Origin of the sequence: Paraburkholderia phenazinium, from assembly GCF_900100735.1 — a bacterium.
Classification (GTDB): Bacteria; Pseudomonadota; Gammaproteobacteria; order Burkholderiales; family Burkholderiaceae; genus Paraburkholderia; species Paraburkholderia phenazinia.
In genome coordinates this window covers 49,582-70,664 of sequence record NZ_FNCJ01000022.1, presented here as the reverse complement: position 1 = coordinate 70,664, position 21,083 = coordinate 49,582, and the positions used below count along the sequence as shown (strand labels likewise).

17 protein-coding genes are annotated in these 21,083 nt (G+C 64.5%); 8 read left to right on the top strand and 9 right to left on the bottom strand.

All coding sequences use genetic code 11. The features are described from left to right. Positions 1-133 precede the first annotated feature (133 nt). The gene (gndA, locus tag BLQ92_RS33215) at positions 134-1,543 is read left to right on the top strand and encodes an NADP-dependent phosphogluconate dehydrogenase (protein ID WP_090692884.1); all 1,410 of its coding nucleotides are present in this window, start codon (positions 134-136) and stop codon (positions 1,541-1,543) included. A gap of 139 nt (positions 1,544-1,682) precedes the next feature. Here the strand turns inward: gndA and BLQ92_RS33210 are convergent, their stop codons facing one another. Further along, entirely contained in the window at positions 1,683-2,462 is a 780-nt protein-coding gene (locus tag BLQ92_RS33210; protein ID WP_090692881.1) for a DUF2968 domain-containing protein, read from the bottom strand. A 136-nt stretch (positions 2,463-2,598) separates the two neighbouring features. After that, positions 2,599-2,919 (bottom strand): hypothetical protein, encoded by a 321-nt coding sequence (locus BLQ92_RS33205; protein ID WP_090692877.1) that lies wholly within the window; start codon positions 2,917-2,919, stop codon positions 2,599-2,601. Positions 2,920-3,297: 378 nt separating this feature from the next. Between BLQ92_RS33205 and BLQ92_RS33200 the strand changes: the two genes are divergently transcribed. Together BLQ92_RS33200 and ltaE are read left to right on the top strand one after the other, a co-directional pair. Continuing rightward, a complete protein-coding gene (locus BLQ92_RS33200; RefSeq protein ID WP_090692874.1) occupies positions 3,298-4,050 on the top strand; it encodes a peptidoglycan DD-metalloendopeptidase family protein in 753 nt (250 codons plus the stop codon). A 145-nt stretch (positions 4,051-4,195) separates the two neighbouring features. Beyond that, the gene (gene ltaE, locus BLQ92_RS33195) at positions 4,196-5,203 is read left to right on the top strand and encodes a low-specificity L-threonine aldolase (protein ID WP_090692870.1); all 1,008 of its coding nucleotides are present in this window, start codon (positions 4,196-4,198) and stop codon (positions 5,201-5,203) included. 147 nt (positions 5,204-5,350) lie between these two features. Here ltaE and BLQ92_RS33190 read toward each other — a convergent pair whose 3' ends face one another. Next, entirely contained in the window at positions 5,351-6,718 is a 1,368-nt protein-coding gene (locus BLQ92_RS33190) for an MFS transporter (RefSeq protein WP_090692865.1), read from the bottom strand. Between the two features lie 421 nt (positions 6,719-7,139). Continuing rightward, entirely contained in the window at positions 7,140-7,367 is a 228-nt protein-coding gene (locus BLQ92_RS33185; protein WP_090692861.1) for a hypothetical protein, read from the bottom strand. Positions 7,368-7,699: 332 nt separating this feature from the next. On the opposite strand from BLQ92_RS33185, the gene BLQ92_RS33180 reads away from it, so the two are divergent. Then, a complete protein-coding gene (locus BLQ92_RS33180; RefSeq protein ID WP_090692856.1) occupies positions 7,700-10,153 on the top strand; it encodes a glycogen/starch/alpha-glucan phosphorylase in 2,454 nt (817 codons plus the stop codon). Positions 10,154-10,231: 78 nt separating this feature from the next. Here the strand turns inward: BLQ92_RS33180 and BLQ92_RS33175 are convergent, their stop codons facing one another. From BLQ92_RS33175 to BLQ92_RS33160, 4 genes are all read right to left on the bottom strand, one after another. Continuing rightward, positions 10,232-11,320 (bottom strand): hypothetical protein, encoded by a 1,089-nt coding sequence (locus BLQ92_RS33175; protein ID WP_425312540.1) that lies wholly within the window; start codon positions 11,318-11,320, stop codon positions 10,232-10,234. Between the two features lie 238 nt (positions 11,321-11,558). Next, positions 11,559-11,888 (bottom strand): hypothetical protein, encoded by a 330-nt coding sequence (locus tag BLQ92_RS33170; protein ID WP_090692848.1) that lies wholly within the window; start codon positions 11,886-11,888, stop codon positions 11,559-11,561. 161 nt (positions 11,889-12,049) lie between these two features. Further along, positions 12,050-12,457 carry a DUF6232 family protein gene (locus BLQ92_RS33165; RefSeq protein WP_090692845.1) on the bottom strand — a complete coding sequence of 136 codons (408 nt, stop codon included), beginning with the start codon at positions 12,455-12,457 and terminating at the stop codon, positions 12,050-12,052. Positions 12,458-12,637: 180 nt separating this feature from the next. Next, positions 12,638-13,288 (bottom strand): TorF family putative porin, encoded by a 651-nt coding sequence (locus BLQ92_RS33160; protein ID WP_090692837.1) that lies wholly within the window; start codon positions 13,286-13,288, stop codon positions 12,638-12,640. A gap of 524 nt (positions 13,289-13,812) precedes the next feature. Between BLQ92_RS33160 and BLQ92_RS33155 the strand changes: the two genes are divergently transcribed. From BLQ92_RS33155 to BLQ92_RS40300, 4 genes are all read left to right on the top strand, one after another. Further along, the gene (locus BLQ92_RS33155; protein ID WP_090692832.1) at positions 13,813-14,574 is read left to right on the top strand and encodes a hypothetical protein; all 762 of its coding nucleotides are present in this window, start codon (positions 13,813-13,815) and stop codon (positions 14,572-14,574) included. Between the two features lie 291 nt (positions 14,575-14,865). Further along, complete coding sequence (locus BLQ92_RS33150) at positions 14,866-15,531, top strand: hypothetical protein (protein ID WP_090692829.1); 666 nt, start codon at positions 14,866-14,868, stop codon at positions 15,529-15,531. A gap of 186 nt (positions 15,532-15,717) precedes the next feature. Further along, a complete protein-coding gene (locus BLQ92_RS33145; RefSeq protein ID WP_090692825.1) occupies positions 15,718-17,091 on the top strand; it encodes a S8 family peptidase in 1,374 nt (457 codons plus the stop codon). A 953-nt stretch (positions 17,092-18,044) separates the two neighbouring features. After that, the gene (locus BLQ92_RS40300) at positions 18,045-18,629 is read left to right on the top strand and encodes a J domain-containing protein (RefSeq protein ID WP_175772378.1); all 585 of its coding nucleotides are present in this window, start codon (positions 18,045-18,047) and stop codon (positions 18,627-18,629) included. Between the two features lie 106 nt (positions 18,630-18,735). Here BLQ92_RS40300 and BLQ92_RS33135 read toward each other — a convergent pair whose 3' ends face one another. Further along, positions 18,736-20,964: an ankyrin repeat domain-containing protein gene (locus BLQ92_RS33135; RefSeq protein ID WP_090693094.1), complete on the bottom strand. Its 2,229-nt coding sequence runs from the start codon at positions 20,962-20,964 to the stop codon at positions 18,736-18,738. Between the last annotated feature and the right edge of the window lie 119 nt (positions 20,965-21,083).

Genomic DNA, 21,083 nt, shown 5'->3' with positions numbered 1-21,083 from the left:
GGCGCGGGCCAGCGATTTTTGCAGCCCGTTAGCAAGCGCCAATCAGGCATTTCTTTTATGCTTTCATCCTCGACGCCCTGCCGGTGGCATTGGTGGCGCGGCGTCTCGACATTTCGGAATCTGGAGAATTCAAATGGGCAAACAGGCAATCGGCGTAGTGGGGCTAGCGGTCATGGGCCGCAATCTGGCACTCAACATCGAGAGCCGCGGTCATGCGGTGTCCGTGTTCAACCGCAGCCGCGAGAAAACCGATGAACTCATCGCAGAGTTTCCTGACCGCAAGCTGGTGCCGACCTACACGCTCGAAGAGTTCGTCGAGTCGCTGGAAAAGCCGCGCCGCATCCTGATGATGGTCAAGGCCGGCGAGCCGACCGACGCCACCATCGCCTCGCTCAAACCCTTGCTGGATAAGGGCGACATTCTGATCGACGGCGGCAATACGCATTTCACCGACACGATCCGCCGCAACCAGGAACTGGCCAAGGCCGGCCTGCATTTCATCGGCACGGGCGTTTCCGGTGGCGAAGAAGGCGCGCTCAAAGGCCCGTCGATCATGCCCGGCGGCCAGCGCGACGCGTACGACCTGGTCGCACCGATCCTCACGGAAATCGCCGCCAAGGCGCCGGACGGCGAGCCCTGCGTGGCCTACATGGGCCCGGATGGCGCCGGTCACTTCGTGAAAATGGTGCACAACGGCATCGAATACGGCGACATGCAACTGATCGCCGAAAGCTATTCGGTGTTGAAGCAGGTGGTCGGCCTGTCGAACGAGGAACTCGGCGCCGTCTATACGGAATGGAACAAGGGCGAACTCGACAGCTACCTGATCGAAATCACCTCGAAGATCTTCAGCAAGAAGGACGACGACACCGGCAAGGATCTGGTGGACGTGATCCTCGACCGCGCGGCGCAAAAGGGCACCGGCAAGTGGACGAGCCAGAACGCGCTGGACCTCGGCGCGCCGCTGCCGTTGATTACCGAAGCCGTGTTTGCGCGCGTGCTGTCGTCGCTCAAAACCGAGCGCGTCGCCGCGAGCAAGGTCATCCAGGGACCGGCCCCGAAGGCGTTCGAGGGCGACCGCGCCGCGTTCATCGAATCGGTGCGCCGTGCGCTGTATTTCAGCAAGGTGATCTCCTACGCGCAGGGCTTCGCGCAATTGCGGGCCGCTTCGGTAGAGTACAAATGGGATCTCGACTTCGGCACCATTGCGAAGATCTTCCGCGCGGGCTGCATCATCCGCGCCCGCTTCCTGCAGAAGATCACCGACGCCTACGCGAAGGATAAGGCGATCGCCAACCTGCTGCTCGACCCGTACTTCAACGACATCGCCTCGAACTATCAGGCGGCGTTGCGCGACGTCGTGATCGCCGCGGTCAAGGCTGGTGTGCCGGTGCCGGCGTTTGCGTCGGCGGTGGCGTACTTCGACGCGTATCGCTCCGAGCGTCTGCCGGCTAACCTCGTGCAGGCGCAGCGCGATTTCTTCGGCGCCCATACGTTCGAGCGCATCGACAAGCCGGGCAGCTTCCACGCCAACTGGTCCTGAGCGTCGTACCGTACGTAGAACGTTAGCGTTTCAGGGCACAGACCCGCCTCAGCAAAACAAGCAGCCCGGTCCGCCCCTCAGTGGGGTGGGCCGGGCTGTTTTTTTGGAGCGAGGCGAAAGCGTCGCTTGAGATGGGCGCTCAACGGCCCGGTAAGTGTGGCACGCCTTCGTTGCTCGTCAGGTTGAGCTGATGAATCTGCCGGTGCGCCTTGTTCAACTGCGCTTGCGCCGCCACGCGCTGCGCCTCCAGTTGCGCGACTTCCTTGCGCACCTGATGCTGCCGGCCGCTCACGGCCTGCTCCTGCGTCGCATTGCGTTGCAAGTCGCAGCGCAGACGCTCGGCCTGTGCTTCCGATTGCGCGATCATCCGCGCGAGCTGCTCGTTTTGCGCTTCCAGTTGGGCGCGGCGGGTCTCGCCCTCGGAGAGGCGCGTGGCCTGCTCCTCGAAGTGATGGAACGCGGCCTCGGCGGCATCCAGATCCGCAGCCTTGAGGGCGCGCCACAGCGTGCCGTCCTGATACAGCGCCACGTAATACGCCAGTTCGCGGGCATGGAACAACAGGCTCACCGAATAGTCGAAACTTCGGAATACCCGGAACGGCGTCAAGGCTTCTTCCTCCGCCAGCCACTCCACTTCGGCGGTGTCGGCCATCTGCACGGCGCGGCCGCTCACTTGCGAGGGCACCACCGGCACCGGCCGCAAGGTCGTGACGGGCCGCGGGGATTCAGCCGGTTCGGCTTGCTCTGCGGCGGGCGCCGACGCGGCGGCGAGTGGGGCGCCAAGGGAGGGGCTAACCGGGGCCCCGAGCGGGGCCGGCGGTTCGTCGTGCGGTGAGGCGGTGCTGTCGTGGGCCACCTGGACAAGGTGGGAGGGGCCAGTGGCAAACAAAGCACTGCGTCGGTTCAGGAGACTTTTCACGGCAGTTCCTCAGAGTGACTCGCCCGCTGCCGCGAGGCGGCGCCGACGGTGGAGCATGCCGGGCCGCAAGGCGGTGCGTGCGGTGAACGAAAGCGGAGGGGCGCGGCGGCAGTGCCGCCAACCCGAAGCAGTGCGGCTAGTGCAATGTGCGATGCCGGCGCGCGATGTCGTCGAATAATTCGCTGCTCGGTTCGAGCGCAAGCAGCCACGACTCGTCGTAGCCGCTCAGGTTGTCGAGCGCTTCGCGCAAGCGCTCGAGGGCCAACGCGGGAATCTCCACGCTCGCTTCGACACCGCTCGCCAGCCGGGCAATGCTGGCGAGTTGAACCAGGGCGTCGGCGGCTTCGGCGACGTCCGCTGCGAAGACAAGGTGGGTATTGAGCAGCTCGACTAAACCCGGGGATGCGACGACATCTTCGACGTTTAACTGCACGGCCAGAAACGTGGCTTTGTTCATCCCCGAGCTCCTCACGGACAGTACATGGCGGCGAGCGGTTCGCCTGCTGTGCGTTGCGTCAGCAAGACCCAGTATAGGCGAGGCAATGCCGGTTGCAATGGTCACACCAATGGCGGCGACGGCCGCTGGGACTCCACGCGGCGTGGCCGGCTGGTATCGCCCCCTATAATGGCGCGAGCACATTTGCCAGACGGATTGGGTTGCGGCGCTGCACAAATGCACGTCCGCGAGGCCGCCGGCGGACTCCGTGCAGTGCACCACAGGCCCGCTTCCTGCTGGGTAGCGGCTGGGCCATTCGCCTCGGCTGCCGCGCCGAAGTGCGATCGCCCCGCTGCAGACGCTCGAAGATTGTTTGACTCACGTGTCGAGGATTATCAGATGACAAAAAAGTCGCATCGTTTAGCTTCGCAGGTTCTGTTTGCCGTATTCGTGGCCGCGGCGTTTAGCGGTTGCACGATCACGCCATGGGGCGCCTCCCCCGAACCCTACGCCAATGGATCCGGCGGCTATCAGACCAATGGCGCCACAGCGCCGGTGGCGGCGGGTTACTACCGCGTCAACCCGGGTGACACCTTGCCGGGCATCGCCGCCGCTTACGGCCAGCGTCCGCAGGATCTGGCGCGCTGGAATGGCCTGGCGCCGAACGCCAGCGTGACGGTGGGGCAAGTGCTGCGGGTGGCGCCGCCGCCGGTCGTGGCCGGCTTGCCTGCGCCGGGTGTCCCAGGCGTACCGGGCGCGGGTGCGGGTGCGGTCGCGCAGCAGGGCGCGTTGATGTGGCCGCTGCGTGGTCCGGTGCTCAAATCCTTCGTGCCTGGTAGCAGCAAGGGCATCGTGATCGGCGGCAGGATCGGGGATCCGGTCAAGGCTGCCGCGGCCGGGCGGGTCGTGTACGCCGGCACCGGGATCGAGGCGTATGGGCCGCTCATCATCATCAAGCACAGCGATTCGCTGATCACGGCGTATGGCCAGAACAGCACGTTGCTCGTCAAGGAAGGCGACGCGGTCTCGCAAGGCCAGACGATTGGCGAGGTGGGCGCCGATAGCCGCGGCGTTGGCTCGATCCAGTTCGAGGTGCGTCAGGACGGGCACCCGGTCGACCCGCTGGCGTGGTTGCCGAGGGCGGGCGGCTAAGCGTGAGGGCAGTGGCGTGATTTCGGCCGGTTTTCAGCGCGTTCGGAATTGAATACACTGGTCCGTTTCAGACCACCGCTATGCCGTGCCGCAGACCTGCGAAACGTCTCTTCGGCCAAGGCGCTCTCACACACAGGAATTTCCGATGATCGATTTGCGCAGCGATACCGTCACCCGCCCGAGCCAGGCGATGCTGGCCGCCATGGCATCCGCCGAAGTGGGCGATGACGTGTGGGGTGACGATCCGACCGTGTTGCGCCTGCAGGCCACCGTGGCCGAACGCGCCGGCAAGGAAGCCGGCCTGTTCTTTCCGAGCGGCACGCAAAGCAACCTGGCTGCCTTGATGGCGCATTGCGCGCGCGGCGACGAATACATCGTCGGCCAACTGGCCCATACCTATAAATACGAAGGCGGCGGCGCGGCGGTGCTGGGCAGCATCCAGCCGCAGCCGATCGAGAATGCTGCGGACGGCTCGTTGCCGCTCGACAAGATCGTCGCCGCCATCAAGCCGATCGACGATCACTTCGCACGCACGCGCTTGCTGGCGCTCGAAAACACGATTGGCGGCAAGGTGCTGCTGGCGGGCTACGTGGCCGAAGCGGTGCAGCTCGCGCGCCAGCACAAGCTGGCAACGCATCTCGACGGCGCACGCGTCTGCAATGCAGCGGTCGCCTCGGGCCAGCCGCTGGCGGCGCTGTGCGCGCCATTCGATTCGGTTTCGATTTGCTTTTCGAAGGGTCTGGGCGCGCCGGTGGGCTCGGTGCTGGTCGGCAGCAAGGACCTGCTGCAAAGCGCGCACCGCTGGCGCAAGGTGCTGGGCGGTGGCATGCGCCAGGCAGGCGTGCTGGCAGCAGCTTGTCTCTATGCACTCGATCACAATGTCGAGCGCCTCGCCGAGGATCACGCCAACGCCGCGCATCTGGCCGCCGGTCTCGCACAGATCGAGCAGGTCAAGGTGCTTTCGCAGGCCACCAACATGGTGTTCGTGCAGTTTCCGTCAGAACACTGTGCGCCGCTCGAAGCGTGGCTCAAGGAGCGCGGGATCCTGACGCAGATGCTGTATGCGTCGCGCTTTGTCACGCATCTGGACGTCTCGCGCGCGGACATCGACACCTTCCTGGCAGCGGTGAAGGGGTATTTCGTCGCGCGTTGAGGCTTGTCGAGCGGCGCCGTTGTTAAGGGCTGTGGCTTTGACAGGCCGCCTCGCCCTAGGCGTTGGCTACGGTCTTGGCTAATGCCCAAGCGGGGCTAGCACCCGCCTGGTTTGAAAACACACCTGGCTGGCAGGCTTGACGCCATCTCATTTGGCCGACGAGGGCGCACTGACCGGCGCGCGATGCGACGGCGCAAACAGCCGCAAGCCGCTCGCAATACTCGCGGCACCCGCGAACACTGCTCCCGCCGTCAGCGCCAAGGTCGGCCCGTGCCTGCCGGCAATCCCGAAACTCAGCGCCACCAGCGCCGCGCCGGTTGTCTGACCGAGCAGCCGCGCGGTGGCGATGATGCCGCTTGCGCCGCCGCTGCGCTCGGGCGGCGCGCTCGCCATCAGAGCCTTCAGGTTCGGCGACTGGAAAAAGCCGAAGCCCGCCCCGCACACCGCCATCCGGATACCGATATCGAGCACCTGCGGGTGCGCCGGCAAGAGCGCCAGCGAGGCCATCCCCGCAGACAGCACCGCCAGCCCGATCGCACCCAGCAAACCCGGCGGATAACGGTCTGACAGTCGTCCCGCAAACGGTGCCGCCAGCGCGACGACCACTGGCCATGGCGTCATCAGGAAGCCCGTCTCCACCTGGCTGCGATGCAGCACATCCTCGAAGTAAAACGGCAGGGAGACGAACGCCAGCCCTTGCGCGGCGAACGAGCACACGGCAGTCACCGCCGACAACGCGAACACCGGCAGCTTGAACAGATCGACGGGCAGCATCGGCGCCGGATGGCCGGCTTCGCGACGCATCAACAGTAGTCCGAACACAATCGCGACCGCTGCCGCGCACAGCACGTACTGCGTGGGTTCGCGCTGGGCGGCTTCGCCTAGCGCGAAGATCAGCGCGGCGAACGTGATCACGTTCAGAAGCGCGGCAACCCGGTCGAAATTATGCGTGCCGCGCGCCGTATGCGGCAGGGCGGGCAGCGCGAAGGCGAGCGCCAGCACGCCGAGCGGCACGTTGACCGCGAACAGCCATGGCCAGGTGCCGAGCGAGAGGATCAGCGAAGCCACGGTCGGGCCGACCGCGAACGACACGCCTACCACCAGCGCGTTCAGGCCGACGCCGCGTCCGAGCCGGTGCGGCGGGTATAGGTAGCGGATCAAGGCGGTGTTGACGCTCATGATCGCGCTTGCGCCCAGTCCCTGCAGCACGCGCGCCGCGGCCAGCAGAGGCAGCGTCCCGGATAGCGAGCAGGCGAGCGACGCCAAGGTAAACACGGCGATGCCGCTGATATAGATGCGCCGGTGGCCGACGATATCGCCGAGCGCCGCTAGCGGCAGCAAGGTCGCAACCATCGCCAACTGGTAGGCATTGATGATCCACACCGACGCGGCCGGCGCGGCGTGCAGATCGGCTGCGATGGCCGGCAGGGCGGTGTTGGCGATCGCGGTGTCGAGCGTGGCGAGGGCCACGGCCAGCATCACGGCGGCCATCGCACGCCTGTTGCTGGCGGACATGGGGGCGTCGCCAGGCGGCGCGTAGTCGGGGGAAAGCGGGGTCTTCACGGACAAGGCCTTGGCTCGTCGGCTGGCGCGCGTTCCGGCGCGAGAGGGCTGGCGGGGCGCCTCGCGGGATCGATTACCAATGCGTGGATTAAAAGGACGCGCGCGAGCGATAGACCGGCATGACGCTTCGACGCGCTGCGAATGAACTGATTGTTACAGACTCGGCAAAGTTCTGCTGGCTGCCGGGCAGGGGGCCACCTACCGGAGTCTGCGATTGCTGCGCTATAAACGCAACTAACGGTCAAGCCCGTCGACCGTCCACCAACACCGGCCGTAGTGGGCGCAAGCCATGCTCAGCGGGCCAACCGGCCCGCACAACGAGTGCCGCGAGCTTCGTGCACCTGGCGCGATCCGTCAACCGAAGTCAGCTAAATCAGCTAAAAGAAGCCAGCAAAATCGACAACTTGCGGATGTGCGTCTTGAACGCCTCCGTTGTGTCGTGCTCCTGAGAGGCGCTCAGATGCGGTCCCTCGGCCAGTTCGACCTGCTCCTGGAATTCGTCGGCAATCCTGCGCCGCATCTCCGGCGGCAGCGCACGAATCACTGAGACCAGCAGCAGTTCCTGGGCATGGAACATTCCGAGCATGGATTGTGCGTTCATCTCGACCTCCGTCGGAGCAGGATGAAGACGACAGGCGCGACATAGGCGTGTGCGGCTCGCACGGTCGTGGAGATGCCTTCTTCATCATCCATACTAGTGCAGGCTAGCCGGTCGCTTGAGGTGTGCTTGCACCGTATTTGTGCCTGGAGTGGCTTGCGCGAGCCCAAGCGGCCGCGCGAGCCGCGCTGCGCGCAGCGTCGTCGGCGCGATGCCCCGGTGACGGGAGATCGGAAATGTCCTACTCTGCATATTTACCCGCCTGACCGGCACGCGCCTCCCGTCCGTCAACTGTGCGGTTTGCGTGTGCTGTGTCGCTCTTACCGGAGGCTTCAATGACAGCCGTGGATCTGGAGTTCGACCAGCTCAACAGTACTGTCGATGCGCTACGGCGCTCTATTTCCAACCGCATGATGTATGGCGTCGGTAAGGACGCTGTCACTGCCCGTCCACATGACTGGCTGCACGCCGCGGCGCTGGCGGTACGCGACCGGCTGGTCGCGCGCTGGATGAAGACCACGCGCCTGCAGTACGAGCAGGACGTGAAGCGTGTGTATTACCTGTCGATGGAATTTCTGATCGGCCGCACGTTCACGAATGCGCTGCTCGCGCTCGGCATCTATGAGCCGATGCGCGAGGCGCTCGCCGGTCTCGGCGTCGATATGGAAGCGCTGACCGATATGGAGCCGGACGCCGCGCTTGGCAACGGCGGTCTTGGACGCCTCGCGGCCTGCTTTCTCGATTCGATGGCGACGCTTGGCATTCCGGGCTTCGGCTACGGCATTCGTTACGAGTACGGCATGTTCCGCCAGCAGATCGTCAACGGCGAGCAGGTGGAGGCGCCGGACTACTGGCTGCGCGCCGGCAACCCGTGGGAGTTTCCGCGCTCCGAGATCCAATATCTGGTGCATTTCGGCGGCCGCACGGTGCAGCGCGGCGAGCACGTCGAATGGATCGATACCGAGCATGTCAACGCCATGGCCTACGACACGGTCATCCCCGGTTATGCGACGAGCGCGACCAACACCCTGCGCTTGTGGTCCGCGCGGGCGACCGAAGAGCTCGATCTGTCCGCTTTCAACCGTGGCGATTACCGCAACGCCGTCGACGCGAAGACGATGTCGGAGAACGTCTCGCGTCTGCTGTATCCGGACGACTCCACGCCGGCGGGCCGCGAATTGCGGCTGCGCCAGGAGTATTTCTTCGTTTCGGCGACGATGCAGGACCTGATCCGCCGCTATCAGCGCACGCACAGCACTTTCGGCCGCTTTGCGGAGAAGGTCGCGGTGCATCTGAACGATACCCACCCGGTGCTGGCGATTCCCGAACTCATGCGGCTGCTCGTGGACGTGCATCACGTGCCATGGGACAAGGCATGGCATCAGATCCAGCAGATGTTCTCGTACACCAACCATACGTTGATGCCCGAAGCGCTGGAAACGTGGGATGTCGAGACATTGGCGCGCCTGTTGCCGCGCCACCTCGAGATCATCTTCGAGATCAACGCACAGTTCCTCAAGCACGTCAGCGAACAGTCGGGCCACGACGCCGAGATGATCCGGCGCATTTCGCTGGTGGACGAATACGGCCAGCGGCGCGTGCGGATGGCATATCTGGCGATCGTGGCGAGCCATAAGGTCAACGGCGTCTCAAAGCTGCATTCGCAACTGATGACGCGCGATATCTTCGCGGACTTCGCACGCATTTACCCTGAACGCTTTACCAATGTGACCAACGGCATTACGCCGCGTCGCTGGCTGGCGCAGGCGAGCCCGTCGTTGTCGTCGCTGATCGACGAGCAGATCGGCACGCACTGGCGCCGCGATCTGTTCGAACTCGAGAAACTACGCGATCTGCGTAACGACAGCGCGTTTGTCGACGCGTTTCGCGAAGCGAAGCGGCAGAACAAGTTGCGCCTCGCGCAGCGTCTTTCCCACCACACGAAGGTCTCATTCGATCCGAACGCATTGTTCGATCTGCAGGTGAAGCGTATCCACGAATACAAGCGGCAGTTGCTGAACGTGCTGCACGTGATCGTGCGCTACAACCAGATCCGCGCCAATCCGGAGCGCGACTGGGTGCCGCGGGTGGTGATGTTTGCGGGCAAGGCGGCCTCTGCGTACCGGATGGCGAAGACCATCATCAAGCTGATCGGCGATGTGAGCGAGAAGGTCAATCACGATCCGTTGATTGGCGATCGCCTGAAGGTGGTGTTCGTGCCGAATTACGGCGTGAGCGTAGCAGAGCTGATCATTCCGGCGGCGGATCTGTCCGAGCAGATTTCGATGGCGGGCACCGAGGCGTCGGGGACCGGCAACATGAAGCTGGCGCTCAACGGCGCGCTGACGATCGGCACCATGGACGGCGCGAACATCGAGATTTGCGATGCGGTCGGGCGGGAGAACATCTTTATCTTCGGCCATACCGCCGACGAGGTGGACGACCTGCGTGCAGCAGGCTACCGCCCGCGCCAGCTATACGAAGAAAACCCCGAACTGCGCTTGGCGCTCGATCAGATTCGCACGGGCTTCTTTTCCCCCGACGATCCGCTGCGCTTCTCGGACATCTTCCATACACTGGTGGACTGGGGCGATCACTACATGGTGCTGGCGGATTTCGCGGCTTTTGCTCAGGCGCAGAAGGAGGTAGATGAGCGTTTCCGCAATCAGCGCGCGTGGGCCGAGAGCGCGATCGAGAACGTCGCCGGCATGGGGCAGTTCTCGTCGGATCGCACGATTGGCGAATATGCGCGCGAGATTTGGCATGTGAATCCGCTGGATATGTCTTAGCGGATAGCCGCCGCCGGGGTGCGTGCAGATGTTTGCGGCCCGGCGGCGGTGGAAGGGAGGTGCGCGTAAAACTCGTCTTTACGGCGCCAACGTCTCCGACGTCTTCGCCGCATGCAGCCCGAGCTGGCCGTGCTGGAAATCGAGCAGCACGTCGAGGTTCTGCATGGCCATCAAGCCGACCACAATCCGGTTCGCGCCCGGTTTCGCCTTGGCGATCGTGACCTGGGCGCTCTCATAACGATGCCCCCACGAGCCGACGCCAAGCGCCACGTCATAGTTGCCTTGCGTGAGCACGGCGTTTTCCTCGCCGTCGTCTGTCCAGTTCGGAGCCTTGTCGGTTTCGAGCCGGATCATGCCGGTGCTGCCAGTGGCAAACACAACCGGCGCGCAGAAGCGCATCTTGTCGCCTACCTGAACGCAGCCCACCGGCCACTGACTGCCGCCGCCTTGCGAGGCCGTCATCGGCACCATGGTGAAATCCTTTGTCAGGGCGTTCGACGGGCTCAGGATCACAAAGGGCTTGGCGAAATTCGCGCGCACCAGATAGCGCTGGCCGATATTGGCCGGCAACGCACGCAGCGGCTGCGTGCAGCAGTCGTCGTTCGCTTGCGCGGCGCCTGCGCCGAAGATGCCCGAGAAGGCCCAGCCGAACTCGCCGGTGTAGCCGTCCATGGCCAGACAGTGTCTCTGGGTGCGCTGGCAGCGCACGTCATTGACGCTTTGCGCGGTGACCTCTACCGGCTTGGTGCCGATCACGCTGACCGGCAGCTTGACCGACGGCCCCGAAACCTGCGCACCATTCGCAAGCGCCAGGGAAGTCCTGGCGCCGGCAGCCGGATAGTTCGTGCCGGGCAGCACCTTCGACAACACACGTACGCCCTGGGTGCCGGTGTCGAACGCCAGATAGACGGCTTTGCCGTCGAGCTGGACCGGCAGGCCGAGCCGCGCGTGACCTTCATCGGCGCGTTCGACTTTCAGTGGAATCAGCACACCGTCGTTACCGCCGTTGATCAGCGTGGCGGTAGGAGCGGGCGGCGTCGGCACCGGAAAGGTGACGGCGCAGCCGCTCAGTGCGGCTGCGCCGACGAGCGCCGCCGTGGTGAGCGCGCTCAAACGGCCGCGCAGGGAGACTAGGGAGCTTGCGGAATTTCGGGACAGCAGGGACATGGAGCACACTTTGCAAAAGAGCGTGTCCCTGACGGAGGCGGTGCATCGTGATCTGTAAAGCGGGCCGCAAGGGCGACAGTCGCGAGGGCCGATTGCCTTGTGGGCAGTGAAAGCGGGGCGCTTGCGAGGCCTGCGGTAGGGAACGCGGGATAACAGAACCGCAGACTCTACCTGCCTCGTTATACCGAATTGAAAAAATGTGTAAAGGCTTGATCCGTATCAAAGACTGCGCGAACGATCACGCGGGACGACGGACCATGCTTTCCACCGCGCGGCCGAGGATGGCCCGGTCCAGTGCACCGGCGAGAGCGCTGATCACTTCATCGAGGGTGCGTGAGACGACTTCGACGCGGAAGGTGATGCGCTCATTGCGCTTGTCGATGCTGACAACGTAGAGCTGCAGATTCTTGCCGAGCGCGGCGTGCAACGCCCGCCTGCCGATTGCTGAGGAGGTGCCGGGCACCGTGACGTCGAGGGTGACGAGCGGTACGCGCACGGATGTCGAGAACGTGGGCGCGCGCAAACCTCGGGGGCGCAGCGTGGCACGCGTGACGGTGGACTGTAACATCGTGGTGCGCCGCCACGGAGGTTGGCGGCGTGTTGTGGAGATGAGTCCACTGTAGCCCTGCCAACCTCAAGCGAGTGCAAAAGCTCGCGGCTTTCAGGTTAATTTTGTGTTAACGCCGAAGCGGGCGAGGGCCGTACGTTTTAAGGCGCAGGCCCGTCCGTTCAGGCTTGCGGCGCCGCTGCCGGGCCCGGAGCAGGCGCGGCGGCCATGGTCTTGCGCACTGCCTGCGCTACGCGTTCGACAAACTCGAGATCGATGCTCGACAGCGCCTCACGTTCGCCGCTGCTGGTCTCGACGACCAGGCGGTGCGTCACGTCCTGGGTGGACCATGTGAGCCATCCCACGACCGCGAGCATGACGCCGCATACGATGCCGGCGGACGAGAGGAACACGCCGCCGACGATCGCCCCGACCACGCCGATCACCGAGATCGTGATGGGCAGGACCTTGTTCTTCTGCACGGTGACGACGCGCAGGTTGAGGATTTCGCGCAGCGGGAAAACCTGTCCGGCGGAGGAGAGCGCGTTACGCGTGACCGAGACGCCACGGTCGTTGAAAGGGGTTTCCATCGGGTTGAATGCGAGCGGTAGCAAAGGGCGCAGGGTAACAGAAGCCCTCAAATGATTAAAGTTATGCGGCCTTTGCGCGCCTAAACGTGACGTGCGTCGAGACGCAATGGCTGGCTGGTGATCGGGCGGGCGCGCCGCCAGCCCTGGGCTAGCAACGACAATAGGGCGAGTGCGGCCCGCTCAGAAACGCCAGCTCACCTGTGCGACCCAGCGATGCACGAGCATCGAGCCAAGCATCGACTCGAGGCGCTCGGGGCCGTGTGTGCCGACGTACGACAGCTCGAACTGTACGGCCTGGTACTGGTAGGCGAGGCCGACGTCGCCGTAGGTGAATCCTGCACCGAGACTCGCACTCAGGTCGTAGTAGCCGATGCCGGCAATCGCCGAGAAGCCTGCGGGAAGTGGCAGGTGCGTGCCCAGGTTGTAGCTGAACGCACGCGAACGAGGCGCAAGATCATAAGTCGTATCCGGCGATGCCGTGACGGAAGCGAACAGGCAATCGCGCCAACTGCCCGCCAGCGCGAATTCGTCGTATTCGAAGTGAGAGGCCATCGGCTCACGCGCGAACTGGTAATGGGACAACATCGCCTGCAGGCTCCAGTCGGCGGCCCAACGCCACGAGTATCCAGCGTTCGCGATGAACTCGGCGCCGAGCGGCGCGCCGTCAAAAAACCTGACCGGCGACACCGACGCGTTAGCAAATAACCCCGGTCCAGGGTACCAACTGACCTCGGCGCCGACCGATGGCTTGCCGTCGCTCTGGTCGAGTCCGCGATTGATCCGGTCGGTCGTGGCCTGTAGCTGAAATTGCCAGTCGTCGAATGCGGCCATGGCCGGCGCCGGGCAGCAGAGGGCGGCGAGCGCCAGTGGCGCGGCGCAACGCAGCAGGCGGCGCGCGTACGTAGCCGCTGCTTGCAGGGGATGGGGCGAGCAACACCTCAACTTCATATTGACGTGATGGTTTCTTGGGGGGGTGTCGGCTCGGGCGCCGGTTGCCGGCGAGGCACGTGCGCTGGCGATCGGGCATGGGCCGATCCTACCGTAGAAACTTTACGCGCCGATATGGGCGATGGACCTGATTCGTTATTTTCTGGGCGAACCGCCCCAATTGGTGGGAACGCCAATGGAGCGGCGGACTTGCGCAGCGAACGGAGATGCGCCGGCCATGGTTCGCTGAAGTCGTGCGGATTTCGCCGGGTGCGTGAGCCGCGCTGGCTCGTTTGGCTAACTTAACGTACGGAGCGGCGCGTTGTGTCGGCAGCGCGAGTAGCGTATGGCGAGTGCGCGCCGCTCGCGCGGTTAGATCCGCGCCGCATGGTGCGGTGCGGGCGAACAATCAGACGACGAGGCCCACCATGAACGTTTCCATCGATATCTCCACCAATACCGATTCACTCGGTACCGACCCAGCCGCGGCGGCCCAGGCCGAAACGCAGCCCTTCGACTACAACGCGGTCTACCAGTCGACGCTGCAGTCGTTGCAGCAAATGATGCAGCAGGTGTTTGCTCAGGACGGCATCACCGAAGCCGATCTGGACGGCAGTACTGGCTCGGACATGACGGCGCAAAGCGCATCGGGCGCGCTCGCCGGCTACATGCAACAGAACAACATCGGGTCGCTGGACCCCAACCAGCTCTACCAGATGGCGTACAACCCGGCGCCCGGCACGCCGTCCGACGTGTCCGAGGCAGCCCAGTACATGCTGCAAAACCCGGATACCTTCAATCAGATCGAGACGCACGATGTGCCGGGCGCCGATGGCATTGCAGGCGCGAACGACTTCGATTGGGCGGCGCAGGGCGGACTCGGCAATGTTCCGGCCACGCCGGTTGCCGTGGCCGCTTCGCAGACCGATGCACAAAGCGCGTCGGGTGCGCTTGCCGGCTATATGCACGACAACGGCATCAACACGCTTGATCCGAACCAGCTCTATCAGATTGCCTACAATCCTCAGGCCAATACGCCGCCTGGTGTCTCGGCTGCGGCGGCGTACATGCTGCAAAACTCGGACACGTTCAATCAGATCGAAACGCACGATGTGGCGGGCGCCGATGGCATCGCTGGCGCGAACGATTTCGATTGGGCAGCCGAGGGCGGCCTCAACCAGGCCGACTGATCCGCGGTACGCCGTACCATGCCACGGGTCGGCGTGAGCGCCGCCCGTGCGGCGGGCCTGCGCACCCCCGCATGCTGATTCCAGGCACGACCGTGGCAGGGCAGATACGGGGCCGCATTATTGGATCGGGTACGATGGCGGCTTTGATTGTGTAGCGCTCAATAGCGCGTACGCCTGCCCTCGGGACTCCGTTTGTCGATCATGCCTCGTCGTGCGTGTACGTTGCACCGATCGGGTGCCGCGAGGCTTCCCTGCGGAAGAACCCTCGCTGCGCTGCTTTGTGCCGCGCTCGTGCTGCCCGCCGCGGCCCGCGCCGAAGGCTGGAGCGTCGATGCCACGGCCGCGACCGACAAGGTGCTGCGCGGCCTGTCGCTGACCGAAGGTACGCCATCGATCGGCGTGGATGCAGCGTACTATTGGAATTCGGGTTTTTATGCAGACGCTTCGCTCGCGCGTGCCAAGCCTGTGCCGGCCGACTCTGCCACTGGGCTGTTCGTCGGAGGCCTCGGTTACCTGCAGGGCGGCGCCGGCGACTGGCGCACGCAATATGGCTGGACCCACTACGGGTACACCGACGCGGCGTTAAGCTCATTCGATTTCGACGACTTCAGGGTGACCGAAGCCTACCGCGGCACGATCTTCGTCTCGGCCGGCGGCTCTCCCCATGCCCGTATGGTCGATGCGCAAGGACACAGCGCTTCTGGTCCGGTATTCTCGGCGGATAGCGTCGTACGCATACCTTTGAGCTTTGGCTGGTCGGCCGACGGCAGTCTCGGCTATTTCGGCCTGCAGCGCCCCTACCACACCGGATTCGCCTACGGTAGTCTGGGCGTAACGTGGCAAATCGGCCAGTTTCAATTCGACACGTCCCTGATCGGCACGAGTCCCGGGGCAAAACGGCGCTTCGGCAGCACGGCGGACAACCGTCTCGTCGCCGATTGCGTCTGGCGCTTCTGAGCGCCGCCGGTACGGGCTCGCGAAATTTTGCAATGTTGCCGACGGTTGCAACATTCGTTCCTCATAGCGGCACTCACGGAGAGGATCTACCGTGTTCCCTAACTTTTCCGCAGAGACAAGCCCAATGATGGACCGCTCATCCAGCACGCCGGCCGCAATCCTTCCACCACGTTTCGGGAGAACCCGATGAGAACGTTCGACGGCATGCGCGCACGGCTGGCCGCCCGCGCAACCCGCGTGTCCGAACTGACGCGTCGTGTCTCGCTGGCTGCCCTGCTATTGCCGCTGCTGGCGGCTTGCACTGGTGTGTCCCTTGTGCCGCCATCCAATCTTCAGATCGATCCGGCGGCGCTAGAACACATGAACACGAACAGCGACCGCATGGTTATCGTCACGGTCGCCAATCCGAGCGAGTCGATGCCGATGCTGGCCGGCACGACGGCCGGCGGCTATGACGGCGCACCCGGTTACGCGGCTTACGGCAGCGCGCGGGCGACGGTCGCGGCAATCGCGCGCGACTACAACTTGCGCGAGGTGATGGCCTGGCCGATCGTGCCACTGCAAGTGCATTGCGCCGTGCTGGAAATAACCGGCAGTGTGCCCCGCGCCGAGGTACTGGCGAAGCTCGGCAAGGATCGCCGCGTGAAGCTTGCGCAGCCGCTGCAGTCTTTTCGCACGTTAGGCGAGCCGGCCGCGCCGGCCTCCCGGGGAGACTATCTGAGCCTCGAGCGTGGACTGCAGGATATCGACGCGCTAGCTGCCCAGCGCGTTTCGCAAGGACAGGGCGTCCGCGTGGCGGTGATCGATACGGGCGTGGATACGACGCATCCCGATCTGGCCGGCAAAATCGTCCTGAAGCGCGACTTCGTCGAGCAGGACGCGACGCTGTTCAACCGCGATGTCCACGGCACTGCGGTGGCCGGTGTGATTGCCGCGAATCCGGGCAACCGGCACGGCGTCACGGGCGTCGCACCGGGCGCGGAGATTTTCGCGCTGAAGGCCTGCTGGCAGATGCCGCCGGCGAGCGGCGCAGCGTCGAGCGGTCCGTCGATCTGCAATTCGCTGACGCTGGCCCAGGCGCTTGGAGCCGCGATCGACTTGCACGCACAGGTGATCAACCTGAGTCTGAGTGGACCGCCCGATCCCCTGTTGACCCAACTGGTCGAATACGGCTTGCGGCACGGCGCGATCGTGGTTGGCGCGGTTCCACCGGACGGCGACATGCACGCGTTTCCGGTCGGCATTGCTCACGTGATTGCCGCCGACATGCCAGGTACCGCCACCACCGGCGAGGTGGTCTACGCGCCGGGACGGGACGTGCTGACGCTTACGCCGGGCGGCCACTACGACTTTCTGTCCGGCTCCTCGTTCTCCGCCGCCTATGTGTCGGGGATTGCTGCGCTGTTGCTTGCTGTCAATCCGGACCTCAATGCGGCCAAGGTCTATGCCGCGCTCAAAAGCAGCGCTGCCGAAGGCGGCGCGAAGCAGATCGTCAACGCATGTAACGCATTGGCTGCCGTGATGACCGGCGGCTGCGCCACCATCAACGTGGCGCGCTGAGAACGCCGCAGGTTCGTTACCAACCCAACGCCAACGCGCTCATTACCCGCATCGAACGCTAACTGGCGCGAATTCGCCGGCTGCGCTGGTCTTTCGCGGGCAGAGGGGCATCCATGCGACATGATGGCTGGACAATAGATAGATGCCGTTTGGGCCTGCTGCGGCCCTGCACCTGCGCTCATGCTCGATCGCGGGGTGGTGCGGTGCCTGCAAGCGGGTATGGACAGGAGAATCTGATGCCGAGCCGGATAGATAACGCGTTGCCTTTGCCCTTGGCACAGCCTGCTGCGAGCCCCGCTCCAGACAACCTGTCACGAAGGTCGGACACGACGCCGCGTGCCAGGAAAGACGAGGCGTTTTCGCACCTGCGTGGCACGAATTCATCGGCGCAAAGAGCGTCCGGGGCGTCGGCGAGTCCACCGTCGGCTGCGAATCCTGCCGGTTCACGCCGGCCAGGTTCAAACGGTGTAGAGCGGCTTGCCACTTTCTTCAACCGTGCGCACGCGGAGTCGGGTGGCTCCAAGGGTTCCAGCGTACCGCCTGACAGACCGGCGCGGCCGGGCAATGGGCCTGCGCGCTCCGGGCAAGCACGCACGGGTGCGCAATCTGCACAGGCCGCAGGTGACGCAAACCGGTCCGGCCGAAAGAACGATGCCCCCGGTGCCGCAGGGTTCGAACGAAGCAACGGTCCTGCGAGGCCGCGTCCCGCGCCGAGCCGGCACTCGGCTGCCGCCGGTGGACCAGGCTTTGCGCAGTCCTACACGTATCGACGGCCATCGCACCCATCGCAGCATTCCGCAGGCGCATACGCCGCCCCGCATTTCACGGCTCATGGCTACCCGCAATATGTGCGGCCCACATGGAACCGGCTGGGATATCACAGTCGCCTGTTCGGCGCCGGCCAACTGTTCGGATTCTCATACGGATTCGGGCAAACCGCGCATGGGGCCGGGATGCATTTCGGGTTTCATTTCAACGGCCGGTTCCATACCTTGCATGTCGGCCTGCAACCCACCACGCCGCAGCCTTTCTTCGTGGCGCTCAATAGCGGCTATACCTACGGGGCGCCCCCCTATAAGCCGTATGCGGGTGGCCTCTATCACCACGGCGCCGGCGCATGGCAGCCGGGACACTCGTATGGCTACGCTCCGTACGGTTCGCATCAATCCCATGGCCCTTACGGCACGACGACACCGCCTTTCACGGGACGGTGGAATCCGCCTTCGTCTGCAGGCTCTGCACCGCCACCGGGCAGCATGCCGCAAGGGGCGCGCCCACGTCCTGTGCCATCGGTGGATCAAACCCCTCCCAAAGGTTTCCGGCAATGGTACGCGGTGCTAGGTGTGCCACACGATCGTGCGACACGTGAGGCAGTGAAAGCACAGTATCGGAAAGATGCGCTGCGCCTGCATCCGGACAAGCCGAGTGGCAGTGTCGCCGCCTTCCAGGAGCTGCAGTGGGCGTACACCACCGCGCTGAGCGTGCTGGACGCACGCGAGCGCGGCGAGCACGTGCCTGAGCCGCCGCGGGCCGCTTGATTAGGGTGCCGCTACACCGTGGCGCTTTGCCGGTTTTGTTTGGCTAGCTGCTGCCGACCAGAACCGCTTGTTGCCCGGCCTCGCTTCACGCTTGCTCGAATCCGGACTAGTCCTCTTCCGCAATCGACACCATGGGCAAGCGGCCTCGCCTCGCGATGGCGGGCAAGGTCTCCGAGGTACGCACCGGGCCGCGACGGGGCGTCCAGCGCGGTGCGCGCATTTCGTCGAGAGCGGGATTGTCGAGGATCGCCTGTTCGCGATCGACCGAAAAACGCGCTAGAGCGTTACTGAAAAGCCGTGGGTCCGCGTGGTAGCCCAATCCGGGCGGCCCGCTCGTTTGCGGGCGTTTGCCGTTCGGGCCATCGGTATCGGTCAAGCCGAGTTTCAGGTGCACGAGACCGGGATACCTGTAGCCACCCGCGCCCTTCATGATCCCCGTCAGTCCGCGATGCGGGGCTTTCGCATAGTCGAGTGTGATCGCGACGCCTCTCGGGCGGCTGTAATCGACATCGATGTGTCCGTCCTTTGTCGCGCGGCGCGCCTGGTTGTTGTTCAGCAACTGCGAGTCCAGCAGAATCATCGACGGCTGTTTCGGCAACAGGACGCGGCTTTCGACGGTCGCGCGGAAGGTCTGGGCCATCGCGCCACCCATCGACATGCCGCTGACGAATTCCAGTTCGGCGCGGTTCGGATACGAGAGGATCTTTGCAAACAGTTCGCCGGCCCGTTTCGTCGCCCGGTCGACCTCGCCGATCCGGCCGAATGCGCTTGAGACATCCTGGCGGAAGTCGCGGCCATTCTGTGTGCCTTCGAAGAATATCCGCAGTTTGAGCGGCTGTTGCAATTCGCCGCCCGGCACACGTTTGGCGGCAATGCGCAGATGCGCGATTTTCATCACCCTTTGCAGTTCGGTCATCTCTGCGGACGTCAGGGACTCGGTTATCGCAGGATGTCGTAGAGCGGCGTCGTCGTAGTTGCGCAACTGGCCGCTGATCTCCTGGCCGAACTGCTTGAACGTTTCGCGGATCGCGCGCTTTTGCTCGCGCACTTCAGTGTGGTCGGAGGAGAGTTTGCCGAACCCCAATGCTTCAGAAAGTGATTCGGCTTCCTTGTCGTTGAGCTCGTCGAAAGCGCGCAGTGGATCGGCGACGAAGTTCAGTTTGTGGCCAGACTTCAGATTGTTGATCGCCGCCTTGCCGGATGCGCCGAAACGAGCTGGCGATAATGTCAGATCGGGCTCGATGCGCAGATCGTGCTGCTCCGTACGGCTCTGTGGTTGCGGCTGTGGCGTGGCAGTCGGGGGCTTGCGGTCGCGCAGGTTGCCGAGCAACGGCGACTCGCGCTTCGCCAGTTCGAGAAATGCCCTGGCCGCATAAGCATGCGTCGGAATCACATCGGCTGCCCCGCCGAAGCGGGCCGTCAGGAACTGGGCGAAAGTGCGGCCGGATCTGTTCTTTACAGTGAGGTCCGGGTTATGCGCGAGCAGCGCGAGTACCGTGTCCCGGTTGGCCGACTGGGCGAGCCGCATCGCCGCCGTATCGCCGTTGCGATCACGCTGATCGACGGGCGCCCCGGCGCGTACCAGCCACTCGACCGCCTCCGGGGACCTGGCGTTGAAGAGCGGTGAAGTACCGCGCATGTCCGTTGCCTTCGCGTCGGCCCCGGCTTCGAGCAGCGGGCCCACGAGCGCCGGATAGTGTTTCGCGGCCAGATGAAGGGGCGTGTCTCCCCGCTGGTCGGTTATCTGCAGGTCGGCGCCGTGCGCGATCAGGGTGCTGGCGAATTCGAGGTTGCGGGCGGTTATGGCGTTGCTCAGCAGCGTGTCGCCACGGTGGTCTGTTGCATTGGCCAGGTCGGGGAAGCGCTTGAGAATGTCGTTGACGTGTTCGGACGGGAAATCAGTTTCCCACACCATGTCGAGCAGCGCGTTCTGGTCTTCGGCTTTCGCTACGGCGTCGAGCTCGGCTGGCGCCTTGCCCTTGAGGCCGGCGGCAGACGTCTCGCCTTGGTCGCTGCCGATCCAGGCATGCGATGCCGTGCGCGGCGAACCCGGTCCGCTTGAGCTGGGCGACCAGACGGCGCCCGCGCGAACCGCTGCGATTGCCTCACGCAATTCGTCGTCTGCCGAGCGGCGTGGTGCAGCTTGACGACGCTCTGGCGCGGTCATTGGCGTGCCACGATCGACCTGGCGCGGAGCCAGCCCGGCCAGTGCCTCGTTAAGCGAACTGCGGCTACGGCTGTGTCGTTGCCTCGGCGCAGCGGCGGCCGCCGGCACGCCTGCAGGCTCAGCAGTCCTACCCAGCCAGGAACGCAGCGTAGAGATTGGGCTTTTCATGGCAAGCACCCAAGAGGTGAAGGTCGAAACCCATTGTGTTTCGTGTCACGATCTAACCGGCATACAGTGGCGAAAATCCTTCCCTTGCGGCGAATGGACGATGGTGCTGGCGTTTCATC